Annotated in this window: 20 protein-coding genes; 9 read left to right on the top strand and 11 right to left on the bottom strand. The window is 45.2% G+C overall.

Annotated features, from left to right (window positions below; all coding sequences use genetic code 11):
* Positions 1–130: 130 nt before the first annotated feature.
* Positions 131–1,033 carry a 16S rRNA (cytosine(1402)-N(4))-methyltransferase RsmH gene (gene rsmH / locus QUB10_RS21440; protein ID WP_333205317.1) on the bottom strand — a complete coding sequence of 301 codons (903 nt, stop codon included), beginning with the start codon at positions 1,031–1,033 and terminating at the stop codon, positions 131–133.
* Positions 1,034–1,090: 57 nt separating this feature from the next.
* On the opposite strand from rsmH, the gene QUB10_RS21435 reads away from it, so the two are divergent.
* Both QUB10_RS21435 and QUB10_RS21430 read left to right on the top strand, forming a co-directional pair.
* Entirely contained in the window at positions 1,091–2,275 is a 1,185-nt protein-coding gene (locus QUB10_RS21435; RefSeq protein WP_333205316.1) for an NAD(P)H-quinone oxidoreductase subunit H, read from the top strand.
* Between the two features lie 243 nt (positions 2,276–2,518).
* Positions 2,519–3,733 carry a class I SAM-dependent methyltransferase gene (locus QUB10_RS21430; RefSeq protein WP_333205315.1) on the top strand — a complete coding sequence of 405 codons (1,215 nt, stop codon included), beginning with the start codon at positions 2,519–2,521 and terminating at the stop codon, positions 3,731–3,733.
* 103 nt (positions 3,734–3,836) lie between these two features.
* On the opposite strand, the gene QUB10_RS21425 is transcribed toward QUB10_RS21430, so the two are convergent.
* The 7 genes from QUB10_RS21425 to QUB10_RS21395 form a co-directional block, all read right to left on the bottom strand.
* Positions 3,837–4,061, bottom strand: coding sequence for a DUF433 domain-containing protein (locus QUB10_RS21425; RefSeq protein WP_190734536.1), 225 nt, complete (start codon positions 4,059–4,061; stop codon positions 3,837–3,839).
* Between the two features lie 117 nt (positions 4,062–4,178).
* Positions 4,179–4,826, bottom strand: a complete 648-nt coding sequence (locus QUB10_RS21420) for a hypothetical protein (protein ID WP_333205314.1) — start codon at positions 4,824–4,826, stop codon at positions 4,179–4,181.
* A gap of 113 nt (positions 4,827–4,939) precedes the next feature.
* On the bottom strand, positions 4,940–6,040 hold the full coding sequence (locus QUB10_RS21415; protein ID WP_333205313.1) for a DNA cytosine methyltransferase: 1,101 nt from the start codon (positions 6,038–6,040) through the stop codon (positions 4,940–4,942).
* 96 nt (positions 6,041–6,136) lie between these two features.
* A complete protein-coding gene (locus QUB10_RS21410) occupies positions 6,137–6,886 on the bottom strand; it encodes a Uma2 family endonuclease (protein WP_333205312.1) in 750 nt (249 codons plus the stop codon).
* Positions 6,887–7,201: 315 nt separating this feature from the next.
* Complete coding sequence (hisS, locus tag QUB10_RS21405) at positions 7,202–8,476, bottom strand: histidine--tRNA ligase (protein ID WP_333205311.1); 1,275 nt, start codon at positions 8,474–8,476, stop codon at positions 7,202–7,204.
* A gap of 186 nt (positions 8,477–8,662) precedes the next feature.
* The gene (locus QUB10_RS21400) at positions 8,663–8,944 is read right to left on the bottom strand and encodes a hypothetical protein (RefSeq protein ID WP_190742066.1); all 282 of its coding nucleotides are present in this window, start codon (positions 8,942–8,944) and stop codon (positions 8,663–8,665) included.
* Between the two features lie 34 nt (positions 8,945–8,978).
* Entirely contained in the window at positions 8,979–9,254 is a 276-nt protein-coding gene (locus QUB10_RS21395; RefSeq protein ID WP_006633901.1) for a photosynthetic electron transport-dependent transcriptional regulator PedR, read from the bottom strand.
* 443 nt (positions 9,255–9,697) lie between these two features.
* On the opposite strand from QUB10_RS21395, the gene QUB10_RS21390 reads away from it, so the two are divergent.
* Entirely contained in the window at positions 9,698–10,675 is a 978-nt protein-coding gene (locus QUB10_RS21390; RefSeq protein ID WP_333205310.1) for a carbohydrate kinase, read from the top strand.
* 359 nt (positions 10,676–11,034) lie between these two features.
* On the opposite strand, the gene QUB10_RS21385 is transcribed toward QUB10_RS21390, so the two are convergent.
* Positions 11,035–11,523, bottom strand: a complete 489-nt coding sequence (locus QUB10_RS21385) for a gluconokinase (RefSeq protein ID WP_333205309.1) — start codon at positions 11,521–11,523, stop codon at positions 11,035–11,037.
* Between the two features lie 128 nt (positions 11,524–11,651).
* Between QUB10_RS21385 and aqpZ the strand changes: the two genes are divergently transcribed.
* Both aqpZ and QUB10_RS21375 read left to right on the top strand, forming a co-directional pair.
* A complete protein-coding gene (gene aqpZ / locus QUB10_RS21380; protein WP_333205308.1) occupies positions 11,652–12,404 on the top strand; it encodes an aquaporin Z in 753 nt (250 codons plus the stop codon).
* A gap of 227 nt (positions 12,405–12,631) precedes the next feature.
* A complete protein-coding gene (locus tag QUB10_RS21375; protein ID WP_333205307.1) occupies positions 12,632–12,868 on the top strand; it encodes a hypothetical protein in 237 nt (78 codons plus the stop codon).
* Here the strand turns inward: QUB10_RS21375 and QUB10_RS21370 are convergent.
* Positions 12,865–14,187 (bottom strand): 3-isopropylmalate dehydratase large subunit, encoded by a 1,323-nt coding sequence (locus QUB10_RS21370; RefSeq protein ID WP_333205306.1) that lies wholly within the window; start codon positions 14,185–14,187, stop codon positions 12,865–12,867. The two genes, QUB10_RS21375 and QUB10_RS21370, sit on opposite strands and share 4 nt — an antisense overlap.
* Before the next feature lie 101 nt (positions 14,188–14,288).
* Between QUB10_RS21370 and QUB10_RS21365 the strand changes: the two genes are divergently transcribed.
* Positions 14,289–14,684: a Uma2 family endonuclease gene (locus QUB10_RS21365; RefSeq protein ID WP_333205305.1), complete on the top strand. Its 396-nt coding sequence runs from the start codon at positions 14,289–14,291 to the stop codon at positions 14,682–14,684.
* 70 nt (positions 14,685–14,754) lie between these two features.
* Here QUB10_RS21365 and sfsA read toward each other — a convergent pair whose 3' ends face one another.
* The gene (gene sfsA / locus QUB10_RS21360; RefSeq protein WP_333205304.1) at positions 14,755–15,477 is read right to left on the bottom strand and encodes a DNA/RNA nuclease SfsA; all 723 of its coding nucleotides are present in this window, start codon (positions 15,475–15,477) and stop codon (positions 14,755–14,757) included.
* Between the two features lie 399 nt (positions 15,478–15,876).
* Between sfsA and murJ the strand changes: the two genes are divergently transcribed.
* The 3 genes from murJ to QUB10_RS21345 form a co-directional block, all read left to right on the top strand.
* Positions 15,877–17,490 carry a murein biosynthesis integral membrane protein MurJ gene (murJ, locus tag QUB10_RS21355; protein ID WP_333205303.1) on the top strand — a complete coding sequence of 538 codons (1,614 nt, stop codon included), beginning with the start codon at positions 15,877–15,879 and terminating at the stop codon, positions 17,488–17,490.
* A 662-nt stretch (positions 17,491–18,152) separates the two neighbouring features.
* Positions 18,153–18,296 (top strand): hypothetical protein, encoded by a 144-nt coding sequence (locus QUB10_RS21350; RefSeq protein WP_333205302.1) that lies wholly within the window; start codon positions 18,153–18,155, stop codon positions 18,294–18,296.
* A gap of 428 nt (positions 18,297–18,724) precedes the next feature.
* On the top strand, positions 18,725–20,790 hold a 2,066-nt coding region (locus QUB10_RS21345), incomplete at its 3' end, for a DUF4347 domain-containing protein (RefSeq protein WP_333205301.1).

Here is a 20,790-nt window from a genome sequence, read left to right as displayed (position 1 = left end):
CTGTACCCGGAGGGTTAGTGGTGGGTTGTTGGCGCTATTCCCTACATCTTTGCCGAATCGTACTTGATTGCTGCATACAAGTCTCCCTAATCTCTGAACTTTTTGCAGCAAGCATATTACTACTGCCGAATCAAGCTAATCTTTCTGCCAGTCTGAGCTTAGCAGAACGAGAGCGGGGATTTCTAGCGACTTCTTCGGATTGCGGCACGATCGGCTTTTTTGTCAGTACCTGCAAACTGGGTGTTCCTCTGAGTTGGTGCTTGACAGGTCGGTCTTCCAGGCTGTGAAATGTAATGATACCGATTCTCCCACCGGGTTTTAACCACCTTGGGGCAAGGTTTAGGAAAGTTTCTAAAGACGCTAGTTCGGAGTTGACGGCTATCCTTAAAGCTTGGAAAGTACGGGTGGCCGGATGGATTCTGCCGTTGCGCTGCTTGGGGGGGAAGCTGGAGGCGATCGCCCCTGCAAGTTCTGTTGTAGTTTGAAAAGGACGGCTTTGCACAATCCGCCTCGCGATGCGCCGCGACAGTCGCTCCTCGCCGTACTTGTAAATAATATCTGCTAGTTTAACTTCTTCCCAGTGGTTGATAATCTCTTCTGCCGTCAAAGATTGCTGCTGGTTCATACGCATATCTAGTTGAGCTGGGTGGCGAAAACTAAATCCCCGTTCCGGTGTATCGAACTGAGCAGAGCTGACGCCCAAGTCTGCTATGATACCATCAAATTCGGCCTCTGGGGACTGATATTCAGCAAAGTTGCCGTGCCAAAACTCAACGGGCGAGTTGGCAAATCGGGCTTGGCAAAAACTGATGGCTTGTTCGTCGCGGTCGATCGCCACCACTGTAACATCAGCCGCCGCCGCTAAAATCAAACTCGTGTGTCCGCCGCCCCCAAGCGTCGCGTCCAAATAGCGACCGCCTGGACGCACAGCCAAACCCGCAATTAACTCGCTTCCCAAAACTGGAACGTGATAGGTGTCAATACTGACATCTGATCCAAGGGTCTCCTTCTCAGAGAGCTCGATATCCTTCATAATCATAAAAGCCAAACAAAAATCAACAATAGCTAGTAATCATTAATTCATTTAATTATGTCAAGAATTGAGACTAGAACCGAACCGATGGTGCTCAACATGGGGCCGCACCACCCATCCATGCACGGGGTACTCCGGCTAATTGTCACCCTAGACGGGGAAGATGTGGTGGACTGCGAGCCTGTTTTGGGCTATCTGCACCGGGGGATGGAAAAAATCGCCGAAAACCGCACCAACGTGATGTACGTGCCCTACGTGAGCCGCTGGGACTACGCTGCGGGGATGTTTAACGAAGCGGTGACAGTGAATGCACCGGAAAAGTTGGCAAATATTGCTGTCCCCAGACGGGCTAGTTATATTCGGGTAATTATGCTGGAGTTGAACCGGATTGCTAACCACTTGATGTGGGTAGGGCCGTTTTTGGCGGACGTGGGCGCGCAAACTCCTTTTTTCTATACTATGCGCGATCGCGAACCAATTCTCGACTTGTGGGAAGCAGCCACAGGTTATCGCATGGTGAATAATAACTATTTCCGCATTGGCGGAGTCGCCGCAGATTTGCCCTACGGTTGGGTAGATAAATGCCAAGATTTCTGCGATTATTTCGTTCCCAAAATTGACGAGTACGAACGTTTAATTACCAACAATCCAATCTTCCGCCGCCGGATTGAAGGCCTGGGTACTATTTCTCGCAACGAAGCGATTAACTGGGGACTATCCGGCCCTATGTTGCGCGGTTCCGGCGTAAATTGGGATTTGCGAAAAGTTGACCATTACGAATGTTATGACGACTTCGACTGGGAAGTTTGTACCGAAGCTGCTGGCGATTGTTTAGCCCGGTATTTAGTACGGATTCGGGAGATGCGCGAGTCTGTTAAGATTCTCTATCAAGCCTTGAAAGGACTCCCAGGCGGCCCTTACGAGAATTTGGAAGCGAAGCGCTTAGAAAGCGGGCCCAAATCTGAATGGAATGGTTTTGACTATCAGTTTATTGGCAAAAAAGTTGCCCCGACTTTTAAGATTCCCAAGGGCGAACATTATGTCCGCGTTGAAAGCGGCAAGGGTGAGTTGGGGATTTATATTATCGGGGATGATAGTGTGTTTCCTTGGCGCTGGAAGATTCGGGCTGCGGATTTTAATAATTTGCAGATTTTGCCTCACATTGTGCGCGGCGTGAAGATTGCGGATTTGGTGGCAATTTTGGGGAGTATCGACATTATTATGGGATCGGTTGATAGGTAGGTTTTGTCGGTTTTTATCTAAGAAATTAACCCGGTTTTTTTTATGGAACCGGGTTGATTTTTTTGAACCGCAGATAAACGCGGATAAACGCCGATGGAGATCGATTAATATTGCTATTAACGTCGCTAAAATGTACCTTATTTCTCTCTTCTCTCTTCCTCTGTGCCCTCTGCGCCCTCTGCGGTTAATAAAAAAAATCTCTCATTGACAAATGAAATAACATCAACTTTGATTCGATAAATTATGAAAGTTCATCAACCAGATATCAATGACAGCAACCTGGAACTCTGCAATTTAATCGGCGAAAGAATTGCCGCCAGTCCCCAGCAGCGTATTACTTTTGCTGAATATATGGATTTGGCATTATATCATCCGCAGCACGGTTATTATAATAGCGATCGACAGTCGATCGGCAAACAAGGCGATTTTATCACGTCGTCTCATTGGGGTGCTGATTTTGCGGAGGTTTTGGCAGAGCAGTTTGTGGAAATGTGGGAAATTCTAGGCAAACCTCAAAACTTCGCGATCGTAGAAATGGGCGCTGGGCGGGGAAATTTTGCCGAAAATGTGCTGCAATATCTGCAACTCCAACATCCCGATTTATTTCATATTTTAGAATACATTATTATTGAAGTTTCCCCTGGACTCCAAGCGGAACAGCGGCAAACTTTAGCCGATATTAAGTGTGTTAAGTGGTGTAATTGGGATGAGATAGTTAATAATTCAATAGTCGGTTGTTTTTTTTCTAACGAGTTAGTGGATGCTTTGCCAGTGCATCAATTCATTCTGGAAGAAGGGCAAGTTAGGGAGATTTACGTTGCCGCAGAAACCCCCAAAAATATACAAGAAGAGATAAAATTTGTTGAAGTAATTGGCAAAGTTTCCACCCATAAAATTGCCGAATATTTGGATTTGGTGGGCATCGATTTGTCGGCGAGTGCTTATGGGGATGGTTATCGCAGTGAGGTAAATTTGGCGACTTTGGACTGGATGAGTACAGTTGCTCAAAAGTTGCAGCGGGGATATTTGTTAACTATTGATTACGGCTATCCGGCGCACCGCTATTACAATCCGAGGCGCAGGGAGGGGACGCTACAGTGTTATTATCGCCACCGATATCACAGCAATCCTTATATTAATGTGGGGCGGCAGGATTTGACGGCTCATGTTAATTTTACGGCGCTGGAAAAACAGGGTGAATTGTGCGGTTTGGATGTGGTAGGGTTTACTCAACAGGCTTTGTTTTTGATGGCGTTGGGTTTGGGCGATCGTATTGCTTCTCTATCAACAAATGATGCGGAAGTATTAGATTTGGCAACATTTTTGCGCCGCCGGGAGGCTTTGCATCAGTTAATCGATCCGATGGGTTTGGGGGGTTTTGGGGTTTTGGTGCAGTGTAAGGGGTTGAGGGAGGAGGAAAAGGGGAGAATATTGAAGGGTTTGATGGTGCCTGATTGATTATTCCCGATTGATTATTAACTAATTTAATAGTTGAGATTTTTTGAACCGCAGATCAACGCTGATGTAATTTTGATTGATTCTGCATCTACCCAAATTATTGTCATGCAACCAATACCGGATGATTGAGTTTGCGCGAAGCATACAAAAGAGATGCTCTCAGATCGTCTGCTTCAAGATCGGGCATTTCTTCTAGTATTTGTTCCGCACTCAAACCAGCCACAAATAAGTCCAGTACGTCTGATACCCGAATTCTCATGCCACGAATGCAAGGGCGACCGCCGCACTGTCTAGGATTAACCGTGATTCTTGCGAATAGATCTGACATTAAAGTTAGCTCCTACAACGCTTAGTTATAGTATGAATGAGTGCGACCGTAATTGTCAATAACTGGATTCCCTGGATTATTAACTAATTAAGCTGTACCAATTACTTTTGTCATCACTTAAGCGCACTGACTCAGTGGCGGAAATTCCCATTTTCCCGAATATAAAGTAGATGGCAGCTTTAAACAATAGGCCGCAGGAACCACCTCAATTAACCACCAATTAAACATATCTCGTCTGGCTTCAGTACAACCAGAAATAGCATCGCCGGTAATGGCATCATACAGAATATCTAAGATGGCATTATAGGCTGTTTTTGTATTGAGTGTTTGCAGCAAGCCATAGAAGATATTATAAGCTTCGTCAGTAGCTTGATATTTTCCAATTTTGTTGATATTAGGAAACAACGTATCTGCCCAAGTTTCTGGGATTTCACAACTATCCTTCAGCCAACAAGATACAATTCCTTCAACGATATCAGCCTTGTGTTCTTCAGGAAAGTAATGTTTAATGGTCGGTTTAGCTGCTAATGCTATTCCATAAGCCATATAGACATATCGCTGATGGGATATTTGATTATTAGGCATCCCAAAGGATGTCATTACTTCTACAAAGGCTTCTTCTACATCGCTGTTTCCGCCTCTTTCGTATAAATCGTCATATTTTCTGTCCCAAACCGTCTGAAGTGTTTGCTGTAATTGCTCTGGAATAGTTGAGTTGCTGGGCAATTTAAAATCGGTGTAGTAGCCTATGTCAAACTTGATCATTGACTTTCCCTCCTGATGTATTTTATTTAATCGTAAACCCAGAGCCAGCTAATGTTAAGCTTCCGATCTACCGCCACATTTCAAATTAACGGAAAACTCTGCTCGTACTCCTCTTATTCAGCCCATTTTAATCGTTGTTGAATTGACATCCCCTGCAACTTTTTACTCATTTCATATAAATCCACTTGCGGATAATCCCCCTTAAATAGCGGAATCAAAGACTCAACAACAGCCGCGATTCCCTGCGGTGGCACTGCATTGCCAATCTGCCGCCGCACTTCAGTTGTAGAACCTTCAAAAACAAAATGATCGGGAAATGTTTGTAATCTTGCTCTTTCACGATTTGTCAAAGAACGCGGTTCTAAATAATGATAACCCCAAGTTCCGCCACCGCCACCAGCAATGATTGTAGATGATGGTTTATCTGGATGAATTCGCCGATAAACGTGACTGATCATGCCTTTGACATAGTATGGACTATCCTGGGGAATATCAGAGAAATTGCCTCCCGGTTTAATTCGATTTAAAATTTCAATGGTGCGGGCTTTAATTTTATGATGTTGGTTATTGTCAAGAACTACTTCCACATTTTTGAGTGCTTCGCCCGCAGTTCGATAAGGATTTTTGCGATTTTGACCGTATTCTGGCTGAGGATGCACAAAGTTAAATCCTGTATCCATCCGAATGCCAACTAATAACACTCTTTGCCGAAATTGCGGAACTCCGTAATCAGCAAAGTTGTAGAGTTTAGGTTTAACTAAGTAGCCCGGTGCGATACTTTCAAAGTCAGAAATTATTTGTTTTATTGCTTGATAATTATTCGCACTTAATAAGCCTTTGACATTTTCTGCTACAAAAGCTTTGGGCTTTTTTCTATTGACAAAATCGAGAAAGTATGTATATAAATTGCCTCTGGTTCCTTCAAGTCCGGGCCGCTTCCAAATTAGGGAGAAATCTTGACAGGGGAATCCTCCTATACATATTTCAGCTTCGGGAACTTGTGCAATGTCTATATTTTCTATGCTGTCGTTGATGATGACATCAGCAATGTTTCTGCTGAATGTTTTGCAGGCGTATTTATTGGAGTCGATCGCCCAAACTACCTCAAATCCGGCTTTGTGGAATGGCAAATCCATGCCGCCGCAACCAGAAAATAAGGATATGAGTCGCGGTTTTTTTGTCCAGGCGATCGGCTGGAGACGTTCGATTAACATAGGAGTGTAAAGTTAGCCAAGGGCGGGCTGGATGCCGGCACCACAAGAGTGTCATCATACCAAAACACGATCGAACTCGACTCATCAATTGATATTTCACTCTTCGTCATCTAATTCGATTCCCGCTTGACGCAATTTTTCGGCCAATTTTTCAGCGCGGAGTCGTTCGCGATCGGCTCGTTCTTCCGACCACAACAATAACCCGCCTTCAGCATTCCACCACCTCAACCAACAGCCTGTCCTTCCTTCGTGGGTTCCTTCCCACATACCTAAAAATAGGTCTAATCCCGGTATCCAATAACGTCCGTTTTCATCAGGTTTTTGCAAGTTGTAGTGTTCTGATTCTAAAGCGTAAACTTCTAAATGAGCTGTTTTGGCTCGGAATATGACGTATCGGGGGACTTTGATTACTTGCTCGTAAAAATACCACTTTCCCACCCGCGAGGTAAATTCAACGGAGTATTCTTCTCCATAGGTTTCTGAAAGAAATTCCATCACGATTTGGGGGATGGTTCCTTCTGTGTGTGGCGTGTAACTGCGGCGGACTTGCGAGACATTTTTTGGATTGACGGGTTTCACGTACATCCAATCTGGTGCTTTGCAGATAATGCGCTGTTCGTCGCTGCTTGAACCTGGGAAACTTATTCCTGCACACAAGGCAAAGTTGGAAACAATTAAGGCATCCTGCATTAATTCTGGAAATGCTGTTAGCGGCTGGCGCAAAGCGGCAGCTAATAATGGTTGGCTTTCGTCTTCCACGGGGTCGTCTGGTAGTTGAAAATCTTCTGGTAGTAGCGGCCAGGTGATTGTGAGTTTTGTTTCAGGATTTTTAGTTGCTACAGACATAGTTTATCAGAGGTTAAATGTTTTAATGCTTAAATTATATCTTTTGGTTTTTGGGATTACTGTTAATGGCTTAATGACGAGGCAGAGGCTGTGGATATGCGTTACCGGGCAGAGCCTGGTAACGAGGAAACCGACCGTTTCTTTTGTTTGTATCGAAGTCTAGATCCCCCCTAGCCCCCCTTAATAAGGGGGGGACAAGAAGTGCCGTCAAAGCCCTTGTCAATCAGGGGGAACAAGAGTGCTGTCAAAGTCAACCCCTACTCCCCTTCTTAAGGGGGATTTAGGGGGATCTAGACTGGGCTAAAAGCGAGAGTTCTAAGGGTTGTTAATTTTCTGCTGTAGCTCGTTTGTCATTGCTAGTAGTTCCGATTGGGCGATCGCACTTTGTTCACCACTCGCCAACCACTTCAATTGTACCGTCTCGTTTTCAGCTTCCGCATCTCCCAAAACTAAACACGCAACTGCACCGCTTCTGTCGGCTCTTTTAAACTGTTTCCCGAAAGCACTACCGCTCAAATCTATCTCTACACTAAACCCCGCACTCCGCAATTTTTGTGCTAACAATACCGATTGCTGTTCTGCTTTTTTGCCCCTGGATACCAAATAAAAATCCAACTTCGGCGCGGGCAAAGGTTGCAACTTTTGCAGCAGGATAATTAACCTTTCGATACCCATTGCCCAACCGACTGCTGCCGTATCTGGGCCGCCCAATTCCTTTACTAAACCGTCGTACCTGCCGCCTCCGCAAACTGTGGCTTGCGCTCCCAAATCGTCGGAGATAATTTCAAATGCGGTGTAGGTATAGTAATCTAAACCGCGCACTAATCTCGGATTTAACTGATAGCTAATTCCTAAATTTGTGAGCATAAGCTGCACTTGCTCGAAGTGATCTCGCGATTCCTCTCCCAAATATTCTAAAATGCTCGGCGCACCAGCTACAATTTCTTGAGTGCGCTGATTTTTGCTGTCCAAAATCCGCAGCGGATTGCGATTCAAGCGGTCTTGAGAATCGGCGTCTAATTCGTCTTTGTGCGGTGTAAAATAATCTATTAATGCTTGTCGATAATTTTGTCTGTCTTCCTTATTTCCGACAGAATTAATATCGAGGCGCAAATTTTTTAAACCGAGTGTTTGCAGGATATCACAGGCGATCGCAATTACCTCGACATCCGCACGAGGATTCGCACTCCCCAAGACTTCCACGCCAATTTGATTAAACTGCCGCTGTCTTCCCTCTTGCGCGCGTTCGTAGCGAAACATCGGCCCAGCATACCACAGACGCTGCACGTCACCCGCCGCGTACAAACTGTTTTGAATAAAAGCTCGGACTACTCCGGCGGTGCCTTCTGGACGCAAAGTTGTCGATCGATCGCCCTTATCCTTAAAAGTGTACATTTCTTTGCCCACGACATCGGTAGCTTCTCCGATGCCGCGTTCAAATAAAGATGTCTGTTCAAAAATTGGCGTCCGAATTTCTTGATAAGCCGCTTTTTTCAAAATTGTTCTAGCGACTTCTTCTATATTTTGCCAATATTGAATTTCAGCGGGCAAAATATCCCGCGTTCCCGGTAAAGTTTTAATTGCACTCATTTTGTTAGTCAGTAGTCAGTAGTCATTAGTCATTAGTCCGTAGTCATTAGTTAGCGGTTATTTTTTGGTTTTTGGTTTTTGGTTTTTATTTGCAGGTTTTTTGTTCGTTGTAGGCGCTCGTAATTAATGCCCAATGCCCAATTCCCAATTCCCAATGCCCAATTCCCAATTCCCAATTCCCAATAACTAATGACTTAATAATTCCCAAGCTCCGTAACGATCGCCATAATAAGCCAAAATGCGATCGACCCGCTCGCGACCTGCCAAATCGAACCCTTCAGGATACTGTATCCACAAACCCCCAATTTGGCTGTCACTGTAATCAAACCGCTGCGACTGCTGCGGGATTAAACCGGTTTGCACCCCTTCAACTTGACGCAAATGGGTCGCCACTTCGCGATACACCGCCAGGGGCAATCCAGGGGATTGAATGTGATAGCGGAGTTGTTTTTCTTGTGCCGTTTGCATCATTTCTTTGCCTGTCCCCAACCAGAACCCCTACTTAAGATACTTCTTTATCGATCGGCCGCGGTAAAGGGCAGCAGTTAATATTGTCCAAACATACCTTTCCCCACTGCAACGCCCAGCGTACAAGCGTAACTCGATTGTCAGCGCGCGTCTTGTTCAAGATATTGCTAATGTGGTTGTCAACTGTACGCTTGCTAATCTCTAACTTTTCGGCAATTTTCTCATTAGTCAATCCCGCTGCTACTAACTCTACCACTTGCAATTCTCTGTCCGACAGGGTGACAGGGGTCCCAGAGACAATCCCACTCATAAATTTTTCCTATGTCTGCATATTTACCTATCTACAATTCTAGAGGATGAGGGATCGAGTATGAAGAGAAAATTAAATTTGCTGTGCTACTCTTTCGGGGCCGAAGCACCAACTCGCTTGCACAATCGCAAAAAGTGCAAACCCAGCGCCGAGACAGCATGACCCGCAGGGACTTGCACTGCTGGCACCGGAGGGCGGTGGGTGATCCCTTTACCGGGGCGCATCTGACATCCGGGCCAAACCCGCAGATGTTCGCACGTAAAACAACTGATACGCCCGCACTGCACTTGTGCCTTGAGCGAGTAACTGCCAGTATCAGTAGGTCTGATACTATAGGAGCAGCCATTAAAAAATAGCTTGCAATTTTTCTGGGATGGGTTAAAAATAATTATTGGCCTGTCTACTGCTGGTCTAAAATCTAAAATGTAAAATCTAAAATTGATATGACTTATCCTCGCGTTCTGTGTCTGGGTGAAGTTTTATTTGATTGTTTAGCAGACAAACCAGGAGTATCTCTCGAAGAGGTAGAATCTTGGACGGCATATCCCGGCGGTGCTCCTGCTAATGTTGCCTGTGCTTTGGTTAAATTAGGGACGGCGGCGGGATTTATCGGTGCTGTAGGTGGGGATGAATTGGGAAATTCCCTAGTGCAGGTATTGCAAGAAGTAGGGGTTGATATTGCTGGAGTGCAGCGGCATCCAAGTGCGCCGACGCGGCAAGTTTATGTCTTGCGGAATGAAGCGGGCGATCGATCTTTTGCCGGTTTTGGCGCATTCGATACTGCGGATTTTGCAGACACCCGCCTCCTGGCTGCACAACTACCCGAAGTGCTGTTTGAAAATGCCGAATATTTAGTGCTAGGCACTTTAGAATTAGCTTATCCTGAAAGTCGAGAGGCGATCGCCCGAGCGATCGAGCTAGCAGACCAGTACGACGTTAAAATTATACTGGACATCAATTGGCGTCCCGTGTTTTGGCACAATCCAGACGAAGCAAAAGCGCACATTAGAAAACTCTTAAAAAAAGTTGATTTTGTCAAGTTATCTGAGGAAGAAGCCGAATGGTTGTTTGACACTACCGACGCTGGAGCTATTACCTACCGTCTCGATTCTGTAGAAGGCGTTTTGGTGACTGCAGGCGAGAAAGGTTGCGCTTATTGTATCTCGGAAAATGAAGGAAAAATCCCCGCATTTACAGTAGATGTTGAGGATACAACAGGTGCAGGCGACGCATTTCTGGCTGGTTTTGTGCGACAGTTGTGCAAGCAGGGAATTAAGAATTTAGCAGATCCAAAAATAGCCCAAACAATTGTAACTTATGCCAGTGCGGTAGGTGCGATGACAGCGATGAATCCCGGGGCAATTAGATCTCAACCTACTGGGGCTGAAGTAGAAGCTTTCTTGTATTTGTACAAAAATTAGGGCCGCAAACCTATCAGCCTGGAAACGGAGAGGAGGCTAAATGTGGGGGAGCATCTCACTTTTGCAGCAAAGCTAGAAATTGGAGTTAGGAGTCAGGAGTCAGGAGCCAGGAGAAAAGAGGAAGAAGGAAGGAGCCAGAAGAAGTGTTTTTACAAATATGAGATGCTCCCAAATGTGGTTCAGAAACTCGGTTAATCAGAAAAAATATCTTATACTAAATCCGCCTTAAAAAACCTCGATCGGACTAGGGGATTGAAATCGGGACTACACAAACTCTCCTCCTAGCTGAGAGGGACTAAGAAATAAAGAGGTATTTAAGTTAAGCCAGATTTTGTATTAGAGGTTTTATTGTGGGGCAATTAACCCCACATCAGATGATTTCTAATTTGGCGCAAGATTACCTCTAGTGGTTGCGAAGCATCTATGATAAGTGCATCTTCAGGTTCTTCGAGACTGCCTAACTGACTTAACAGCAAGTCTGCTTTCATGTAGTGATTTTCGCGATTTTTTAACCTTGTGGCTAATAGCTGAAAAGAAGCTTTTAGATAAACTATCTTCATTCGCTTTTGGTCGCGGGAGAGCATTTCGCGGTAAGATGCTTTTAAAGCAGAACAAGCCAAAACCACATTTTTATTTTCTAACAGCCACCTGTCTATTGCAGCTTGCAATGCTAATAGCCAAGGAAGGCGATCCGCATCTTCTAAAGGAATGCCCCGACTCATTTTCTCGATATTAGCTGATGGGTGAAAATCGTCGGCATCGCTGAAATCCCAGTTGAGGGATTGCGCCAGCAACTTGCCAACAGTAGTTTTGCCAGAACCTGAAACTCCCATCACGATCGTAATCATTTTTTTAAAGCTGATTCCCAACATACAATGCTATCAAGCTTTGGCTCTAACAAACTATCTGTTGCAGTTAATTTTTTCTGGTGCTCGTTGTGGTAAGATAGGGCCCACCTAACAACAAACTTAACAAAATGTCACCTATAAAACGTTATGTAGCTGAGTGCCTAGGTACTTTCTGGCTAGTTTTCGGAGGCTGCGGCAGTGCGGTGCTAGCGGCAGTGTTTACCATCGATGCGGCAAAAATCTCGGCAGAGGCTGTATTTCCTGTAGGGATCGGATTGGTAGGTGTTTCTCTGGCCTTTGGCTTGACAGTAATGACAATGGCTTACGCGATTGGTCACATTTCCGGATGCCACCTCAATCCCGCCGTCTCCTTTGGTCTATTTGTCGCCAAACGCTTCTCATCGCGAGAACTTCTCCCATACATTATTTCTCAAGTGATTGGCGGTATACTAGGAGCCTTTGTCCTGTATTTAATTGCCAGCGGTAAGCCTGGATTTGATATCGGCGGCTTTGCAGCTAACGGTTACGCCGAAAACTCTCCGGGCAATTATTCAATGGTGTCTGCTTTCCTGGCTGAGTTTGTCCTCACATTCATGTTTTTGATTGTGATTTTGGGTGCTACTGATGCGAGAGCTCCCAAAGGTTTTGCGCCGGTGCCGATCGGTTTTGCATTGACACTAATTCACTTAATTGGTATTCCTGTCACCAATTTGTCAGTTAATCCCGCACGCAGCACTGCCCCAGCATTGATACTAGCTATTTTTGGTGGTAAGGTTTGGGCGATCGCACAGTTGTGGCTGTTCTGGTTAGCACCAATTTTGGGCGCTGTAGCAGCCGGATATCTCTATTCATCATTTTTCGAGGAACCTAAAGTCGATTAACTCAAAGTAAATGTAAGGTATTCAGTGCGTACCTTAGATTTACTTTGAGTTAAGAATAATTGTTGGCAATTCTTGTCGAGTTTTTACATTAACTATCTCTTTCCCAACACGGGGTTTGCTGATATTAACCCGGACAAAATCGCTAAGCTGTAGCGCATTTGAATTGTATATTCAGGGCGCGCGGGACACCGCACTCATGGTTTGATTTTTTTTGACATAGAATTTAAATGCCGCAACAGCTTGCGACCAAGACAAATGGAAAAATAATCTTTACTTTTGACCGACTCATTTATAGCAATTTGCTGGCAGAAATATCTCCAAAGGCGATCGAAACCCCAGAAGAATACGATCGCCTCCTGGCAGTTGCAGAAAGGCTAACATTTGCTAAACACCTGACTCCAGAGGAGAAGGCTTTATTTAATCGAAAGGTATGCAGCGCACACCTTTCATCAACTACTATCTAACGCAGGAATTCGCGCGGATCGGTGACGTGCCCAGTCAGCGCAGAAGCCGCCGCCGTGTAAGGCGAAGCTAGATAAACTTGCGCTTCTTTATTCCCCATCCGGCCGGGGAAATTGCGGTTAGTTGTAGACACGCAAATTTCGGGTTCGTTCATCCGCCCAAAAGTATCTTTCGGGCCGCCCAAACAAGCGGCGCAAGAAGGCGCTGCTGGTTCGATGCAGCCTGCAGCTAAGAAGATTTCCGAAAGCGTTTGACCTTCGTATTTGGTGACAAACAAATCTTCGTAAACTTTCTGAGTTGCTGGTACTAAATAAGTCGGAACTTTGACTTGATTTCCTTTGAGAATGCGGGCGGCATTCAGAAAGTCGGAGGTTTTGCCGCCGGTGCAGGAACCGATGTAAACTCGATCGATCTTGACATCGCGGCAGTTGCGGGCTAAGTCGCGGTTGTCGGGAGAGTGGGGTTTGGCGACGACTGGTTCTAATTTGCTGACATCGTAGGTGCGATCGCTATAAAATTTAGCATCCCCATCGCTGTAAAATGAATCGAAGGGTTTGTCAGTCCGAGAAGTAACGTAATCAAATGTAGTTTTGTCGGGCGCAACCGTGCCGTTTTTACCACCAGCTTCAATCACCATATTGCACAGCGTCATCCGTTCTTCCATCGTCAAACGTTCCACTGTATCGCCCGCAAATTCCATTGTCCGGTAGTTAGCACCGGCAACGCTAATATCACCAATAATCTGCAAAATCAGGTCTTTTGCTAACAAATAATCCGGCAGTTCACCGTTGAACACAAAGCGCATGGTTGCGGGAACTTTGATTAACAGTTTGCCGGTTCCCATGATAAAAGCCGCGTCTGTATTGCCGATACCGGTGGCAAATTGTCCGAAAGCGCCGGCATTGCAGGTGTGGGAATCTGTGCCGAAGAGCACTTCGCCGGGCCGGGTGTGGCCTTCTTGGGCTAGCGCGATGTGGCAAACTCCCTTGTAGTCGGGATTTGCTTTGAAGTCCGATCGATCCGTGATGTCGTAAAAGTATTTTATCCCTTGTTCTTGGGCAAAATCGCGGAGAATATCGACGTTGCGGTTAGCGCGTTCGTCGTTGGTGAAAATGTAGTGGTCGGGAATGAGGACAATTTTGTCTGGGTTCCAGACTTTAGCATTCTCACCGAATTCGCGTTTGAAAACGCCGATGGTGCCGGGCCCGCAGACATCGTGGGTCATCAACACGTCTGTTTCTACCCAGATATTTTCTCCGGGATCAACTTTAGTGCGGCCTGATGCTTTGGCTAAGATTTTTTCGGTCAGGGTCATTCCCATAGTGCGATCGCTCTTTTTTATTAGATGCTACAAGTGTATTGTAAGCGAAACATTATATTATAATAGAAATTATCAGGTCTCAAAGATGGGGAGTAATGACGATGACCTTGCTGACGTTACCCCTAAAAGTTAATCTCGATCGCGTTCAATTTACCGATGAGCAGTTTGATCAACTCTGTCTCAGTAATCCTGAATTGACCATTGAGCGCGATGCTGAAGGAAGGTTAATTTTAATGTCTCCAGTTGGTGGGGATAGCGATAGTCGCGAGATGGATCTCGGCGGTGAAGTTTTTATTTGGAATCGCCAAACCCAACTAGGTAAGGTGTTTAGTTCTTCCACGTTATTCAAATTGCCCGGTGGAGGATCTGGTTCTCCTGATGTAGCATGGGTGGAATTGTCTCGCTGGGAAGCACTCACTGCAGAACCACGACAGAAATTTCCCCCCATAGCGCCGGATTTTGTCATTGAACTACGCTCGCGATCGGATAATCTGTAAACCTTACAAGATACAGCGTATTCCAGGTTTATGAAGTACACCTGGAATACGCTATAAGACGATCGCCTCCTCACACATCAAGCTTTGCCAATCCCAAATAGCGCACACCTTCCGGCGTCACCTCAAACCGACAGGGCAAAACCTCTACACCTTCACTAATCGCCTGTCTGAACAATTCTCCATAAGTGCGATCGGCACTATCCCCAGGAGCAAAATTAGTACAATCTCCGCGATTAATAAAATACAGCATTACAGCCCTCGAACCCTGCCGCACCACTTCTATCAATTCTCTCAAATGTTTCTGTCCCCTCTCCGTCACTGTATCGGGAAATAAAGCCAACTCCTCTTTTACCCAAGTTGTATTTTTCACTTCCAGAAAAATCGGTTTTTCCTCACCAGTTAGCCAAAAATCCACTCTACTTTTTTTATCAGTGCCGTAAACAACCTCCGGTTGAATTAAACTGTAATTGCCCAACTCTGGAAACAATTTCAATTCCAAAGCTAATTTAACTACTCGATTTGGCAGCCCAGTATTAACTCCCACCCAAGTTGGCACTGTGTCGCAAACTTTAATTAATTCCCAAGTATAAGCTAACTTGCGTTTAGGATTGTCGCTGGGAGATACTAGCACTGGATTTCCCGGAATATAAACACCAGTCATCGGGCCAGTATTCGGACAGTGCGCGGTGATTATTTCTCCCGAATCTAGTTCAATTTCCGCAAAAAATCGCTTGTAACGTTTGATTAGAATTCCGGGTAAAAGAGGAGGATATTTGTAAATTAAGCCAGTCATGCGATTTTAGATTTTAGATTTTAGAGTTTAGATTCTCGATTAAACTATAACCGAATACCGGGGTTCGCACTTTTGAAATAAGTATGGGAGCTAACACAATCAGTCATCAGTAATCAACTATATGTTATTTATCTACTTTTATGAACTCATTTGTTTCATCATTTTTAGATTGTAGATTGTAGATTGTAGATTTTAGATTGACGCATCATAGCACGAAACGGCGGTTTGTAGTTAGGACGAATAGTCCCGATCGATTATTGAATTTCCGCAAGTCAGTAATATCGATAAAATTGGTATCAGCGCAATTCCCCCTAGAAGTTTTATGAGTTCGTGATATGATTCTCCCGATTCGCGATTAAAATAAGTGAATCCTTTTAGCAATAGCGTTTGTAACCATTTGTGTCCCAATTACAGAAGCCCTCTCGTTCCCTCGCAGGGATTGCCGGCATTGTCGCAGTCGCCACTCTAATTAGCAAAGTCTTTGGATTGGTGCGCCAAATTGCGATCGCCGCAGCCTTTGGAGTCGGTGTCGCCGTCGATGCCTACAACTATGCCTACGTCATCCCCGGTTTCTTATTTATTTTGCTGGGAGGGATTAACGGGCCATTTCACAGCGCCATAGTCAGTGTTTTAGCCCGCCGGGATAAAAAAGAAGCAGCACCCTTAGTCGAGACTATCACCACCTTAGTCGGGGGCTTGTTGCTGTTGGTGACGATCGCTTTAATTATTTTTGCCGATCCGCTGATCGATTTGGTGGCACCGGGATTAAATAGAACAGCAGAAGGCTTACAAATTAAAGCAATTGCCGTGCAGCAGTTTCGGATTATGGCACCGATGGCATTACTTTCAGGCTTGATCGGCATTGGTTTCGGCACTCTCAACGCCGCCGATATGTACTGGTTGCCATCCATTAGCCCTTTATTTTCCAGCGTTGCACTTGTCGGCGGTTTGGGGATTCTCGCAATGCAACTCGGAGACAAAATTATTCAGCCAGAATTCGCACTAATTGGCGGCTTAGTGTTAGCTTGGGGAACTTTAGCGGGCGCAGTTTTGCAGTGGTTGGTGCAACTGGTGGCGCAGTGGCGCGCCGGCTTGGGAACATTGCGCTTGCGGTTTAATTTTAAACGGCCGGGAGTGCAAGAAGTAATTAAGGTGATGGTTCCTGCGACCTTATCATCAGGAATGCTGCAAATTAATGTTTATACTGACCTATTTTTCGCATCCTACATCCCTCAAGCTGCCTCTGCGATGGGTTACAGTGGGTTGTTAGTTATGACGCCTTTAGGCATTATTTCTAATGTAATTTTAGTGCCATTTCTACCCATATTTTCTCGCCTCACCGATCCGAGAGATTGGCCGGAATTAAAAGCTCGAATTCGTCAATCTTTAATTTTGACGGCCCTTACGATGCTGCCTCTGAGCGCTTTAATGGTAACACTTGCCGGGCCGATCGTCCGCGTGGTTTACGAACGCTATGCTTTCGATCGAGAGGCCTCGCTGTTTGTCACGCCGATATTGATGGCTTACAGTATTGGAATGTTTGTGTATTTGGGACGCGACGTTTTGGTACGGGTATTTTACGCTTTGGGAGACGGAGAAACCCCTTTTCGCATCAGTATTATCAATATCTTTTTAAACGGTCTTTTGGATTATTTGTTAGTAGGAGCTTTTGGCGCGCCCGGATTAGTTTTGGCGACGGTGGGAGTGAATCTTATTTCGATGATTATGCTTTTGTACTGTTTAAATAAAAAGCTGGGTGGCCTGCCTTGGGGGGAGTGGAGTTTGCCTTTTCTGGGGTTAACTTCGGGCAGTTCTCTAACTGCTTTCGTTACCTTGGCTACTCTGCAAGCGTGTCAAAGAGTTTTGGGTACTGAAGGTTTGGTAATTCAATTAGTGCAGTTGAGTGTGGCAAGTTTTGTAGGGTTAGGGGTTTTTGCCCTGTTTGTCAGTCAGATGAAGTTGCCGGAAGTTGATATGTTTGTCGATCGCATTCGCGGCCGTTTTCGCAAATAAATATCGGAAATTTGCGGCAGATTCAAGGAATCAACAAAAGTGCGAGATCCCTTAAGTAGACAAAATACCACAAAGGGCGATCGTCCTTAAATCCAAATCAACACTCATCCGCATCCCTCTGCGTATATCCGCCGACACCTGCGGTAAAAATTCCAGAGTAATTAACAAAGGCGATGTCTAGATTGTAAAGATATCGTCAACCTTAATGCGGTTTGGCAAAATAGCCAATACAAATCTGCTAAAAAAAATAATCCCTCATACCCACAGCGTCAGAGGGATATCTAAATTATGTCCTCATGGCAAAGATCCGACTTTTCCGACTTTAAGATCCGACTTTTCCGACTTTACAGAGGCAGGGGCCCGAAGCAACGATAGAGATAGGGAAAGCCAACCCACGATCTCTAGATTGTAAAGATATCGTAAACCAGAAGTGTTGTGTTGCCAAGTGTTAAATAAAAGTATGCTATAAAAATATGTCTTTAGTATGATATATTAAATTTGCATCTATGTTATATACATTCATTCCCACGCGAAGCCAGTGAGAGCCCACTTCATATCAGGACTACCCCGCTCAGGCTCTACTTTACTGGCTGCACTACTACGACAAAATGCCCGGTTTCACAGCGCTATGACTTCCCCTATTGGGGGCGCAAGTCGATCGAATGCTGTCAGCCGTGACCCAAAACAATCAGTGTTCCGTGTTTATTTCCCCTGAACTAAAACCGACGCTGATTATGAGTATCTTTTCGGCTGACTACCAGCCACAAGCGGAAAAAGAAGCGATCGGGGACACCAATCGCCTGTGATGCAGCAAACTGTCATTAATCCTGGCACTATTTCCCGAAGCCAAAGTGATGTTCTGTATCAGAAACCTCGCTTGAATTATGGACAGCATTGAGTTACTAATTCGCGGTAACGCCTTGGATGTTTCCAGGTTATTCAATCCTCCAGCGGAACGGGCTAACAATTTTACCGCCCGATTTATTTAAGCAAGAGAACTAATAAGCTGTTCGGCATTTAAAGGACTTGCGTAAGGTGCGTCAGCATCTAAGGTTTTCCGTTTCAGCGTAAGGGTTCTAGCTGACGCACCCTACTAGCCTCGTTACTGGTTTAAATGCTCCACAGCTTAAATTCTTCAGTCCTCATAGCGAGCACTTAAGATTTGAGGCGGGGGTTTCAACCCCGGCCGGACTTGGATGTAAACAATATATAGATATTAAGGATGTCAGGAATTATGAACCTACCAATCGCGAACAAGCAAATTATTTTCGTTGACTCCTCTGTACAAGATTATCAAAGCCTGATCCAAGGCGCAGATGCTAACGCCAAAATAGTCATTTTAGATGACAAGCGTAGTGGCCTTGAACAAATTACCCACGCACTGGCGGGGGAAAGTGATATTGCGGCAGTTCACGTAGTTTCTCACGGTAGTTCCGGCACGCTAAATCTGGGTACAGATATATTTAATAAAGAACTGTTAGAAAAAAAACTCGAACACTTGCAACAGTGGGGAAAGGCTCTCTCTTCAAACGCCGATTTCCTTTTATATGGTTGCAATGTTGCAGCAGGCGCGATCGGACTTGCTTTCATTCATCGCATTGCCGAAATCACCCGCGCAAATGTCGCAGCTTCTAGCACAAAAATAGGGAACATCAGACTAGGAGGAAACTGGAACTTAGACGTACAAATCGGCAAAATAGCTGCTTGGCTACCATTCCAACCCGCAGCGCTATCAGCTTACAGTGGCGTGTTAGCTACCTATACCGTTCTGCCAGGAGATGTCTCAAATACGGGTTCCGGTTTGAATGGAGGATTACTTTGGGCAATTAACCAAGCTAATAGCACAGCAGCAAATGATATTATTAACCTAGCTTCCGGCAGTACCTACACCCTAACAGCTCTGAACAATACAACCGGAGGCAATAATGGTTTACCAGTAATTTTAGGTACCAGCACTGGTGGCACATTAACAATTACTGGCAATGGAGCCACAATTACACGCAGCGGAGCAGCACCCAGTTTCCGCATCTTCAATGTTAACTCCAGCGGTAACTTAACCCTAGATAATCTTACTGTTAGTAATGGTCTAACTTCAGCAGGCGGTTCTGCCGGGGGACTATACCTTAATAGCGGTGCTATAGCAACAATAAATAATAGCACGTTTAGCAACAATCAAGGTTTATCTGATGGAGGTGCAATTTTTAATGGCAGTGGTCAATTAACTATTAATAATAGCACTTTTACAGCTAATTCAGCGCAAGCAAGCGGCGCAGCTATTACTATGAGTGGTGGCACCGCAAACATCAGCAATTCAACATTTTCTGCTAATACCGCCAAAAATGATGGGGGAGCTATCATCACCTATAGCGGAGGAAATACCACGATTGTCAACTCAACAATTACAAATAATACGGCTGATAGTGATGCCAACAACACAGGGAACGGTGGTGGAGTTCTTAATGTAGGTGGAAGTGCAACGACAGTCAGAAATACCATTATTGCTGGAAACACTGATAGTTCTCCTACTACTAAAAACCCTGATGTAGCTGGTACATTCAGTGACGGGGGGGGGAATTTAATTGGTAATAATACAGGGAGCACCAGCTTTACAACGAGTACCAAAGTAGGCACAAGTGGAAGTCCCCTCAATCCTCTCTTAAATGCCCTAGCTAACAATGGTGGCCCTACTCAAACCCATTCTTTGCAAGCCGGTAGCCCCGCCCTGGATTCTGGTATTAATGCTAACGCCAGTAGTTTAACCTTAGATCAGCGCGGGACAGGTTACAGCCGAATCGTGAATAGTACAGTTGATATCGGTGCCTATGAAGATCAAACACCTGACACCACAGCGCCGACAGCCGCCACTTTTACCCCCGCAGACAATGCCACCAGTGTTGCAGTTGCTGCTAATTTAGTTGTCACATTGAGTGAAGCCGTACAAAAAGGCATCGGCAATATTGTCATCAAGAAAGTTTCGGATAACTCAGTTGTTGAAACTATCAACGTTACCTCCACCAATGTCACAGTTACTGGCAGTAGCGTCACCATTAATCCAACTATTGACTTAGTTAACGGTACTGGTTACTACGTGGAAATTGCCGCCGGTGCAATTAAAGACTTAGCGGGCAACAATTATGCCGGTACGACAGGCGCAGCTACTTGGAATTTCACCACAGTAGCTGACACCACAGCGCCGACAGCCACCAGTTTCACCCCCGCAGATAACGCCACCAGTGTTGCAGTTGCTGCTAATTTAGTTGTCACCTTGAGTGAAGCCGTACAAAAAGGCATCGGCAATAT

The organism is Microcoleus sp. B5-D4, from assembly GCF_036705145.1.
GTDB lineage: Bacteria > Cyanobacteriota > Cyanobacteriia > Cyanobacteriales > Microcoleaceae > Microcoleus.
This window is presented reverse-complemented; position numbering and strand designations above follow the sequence as displayed.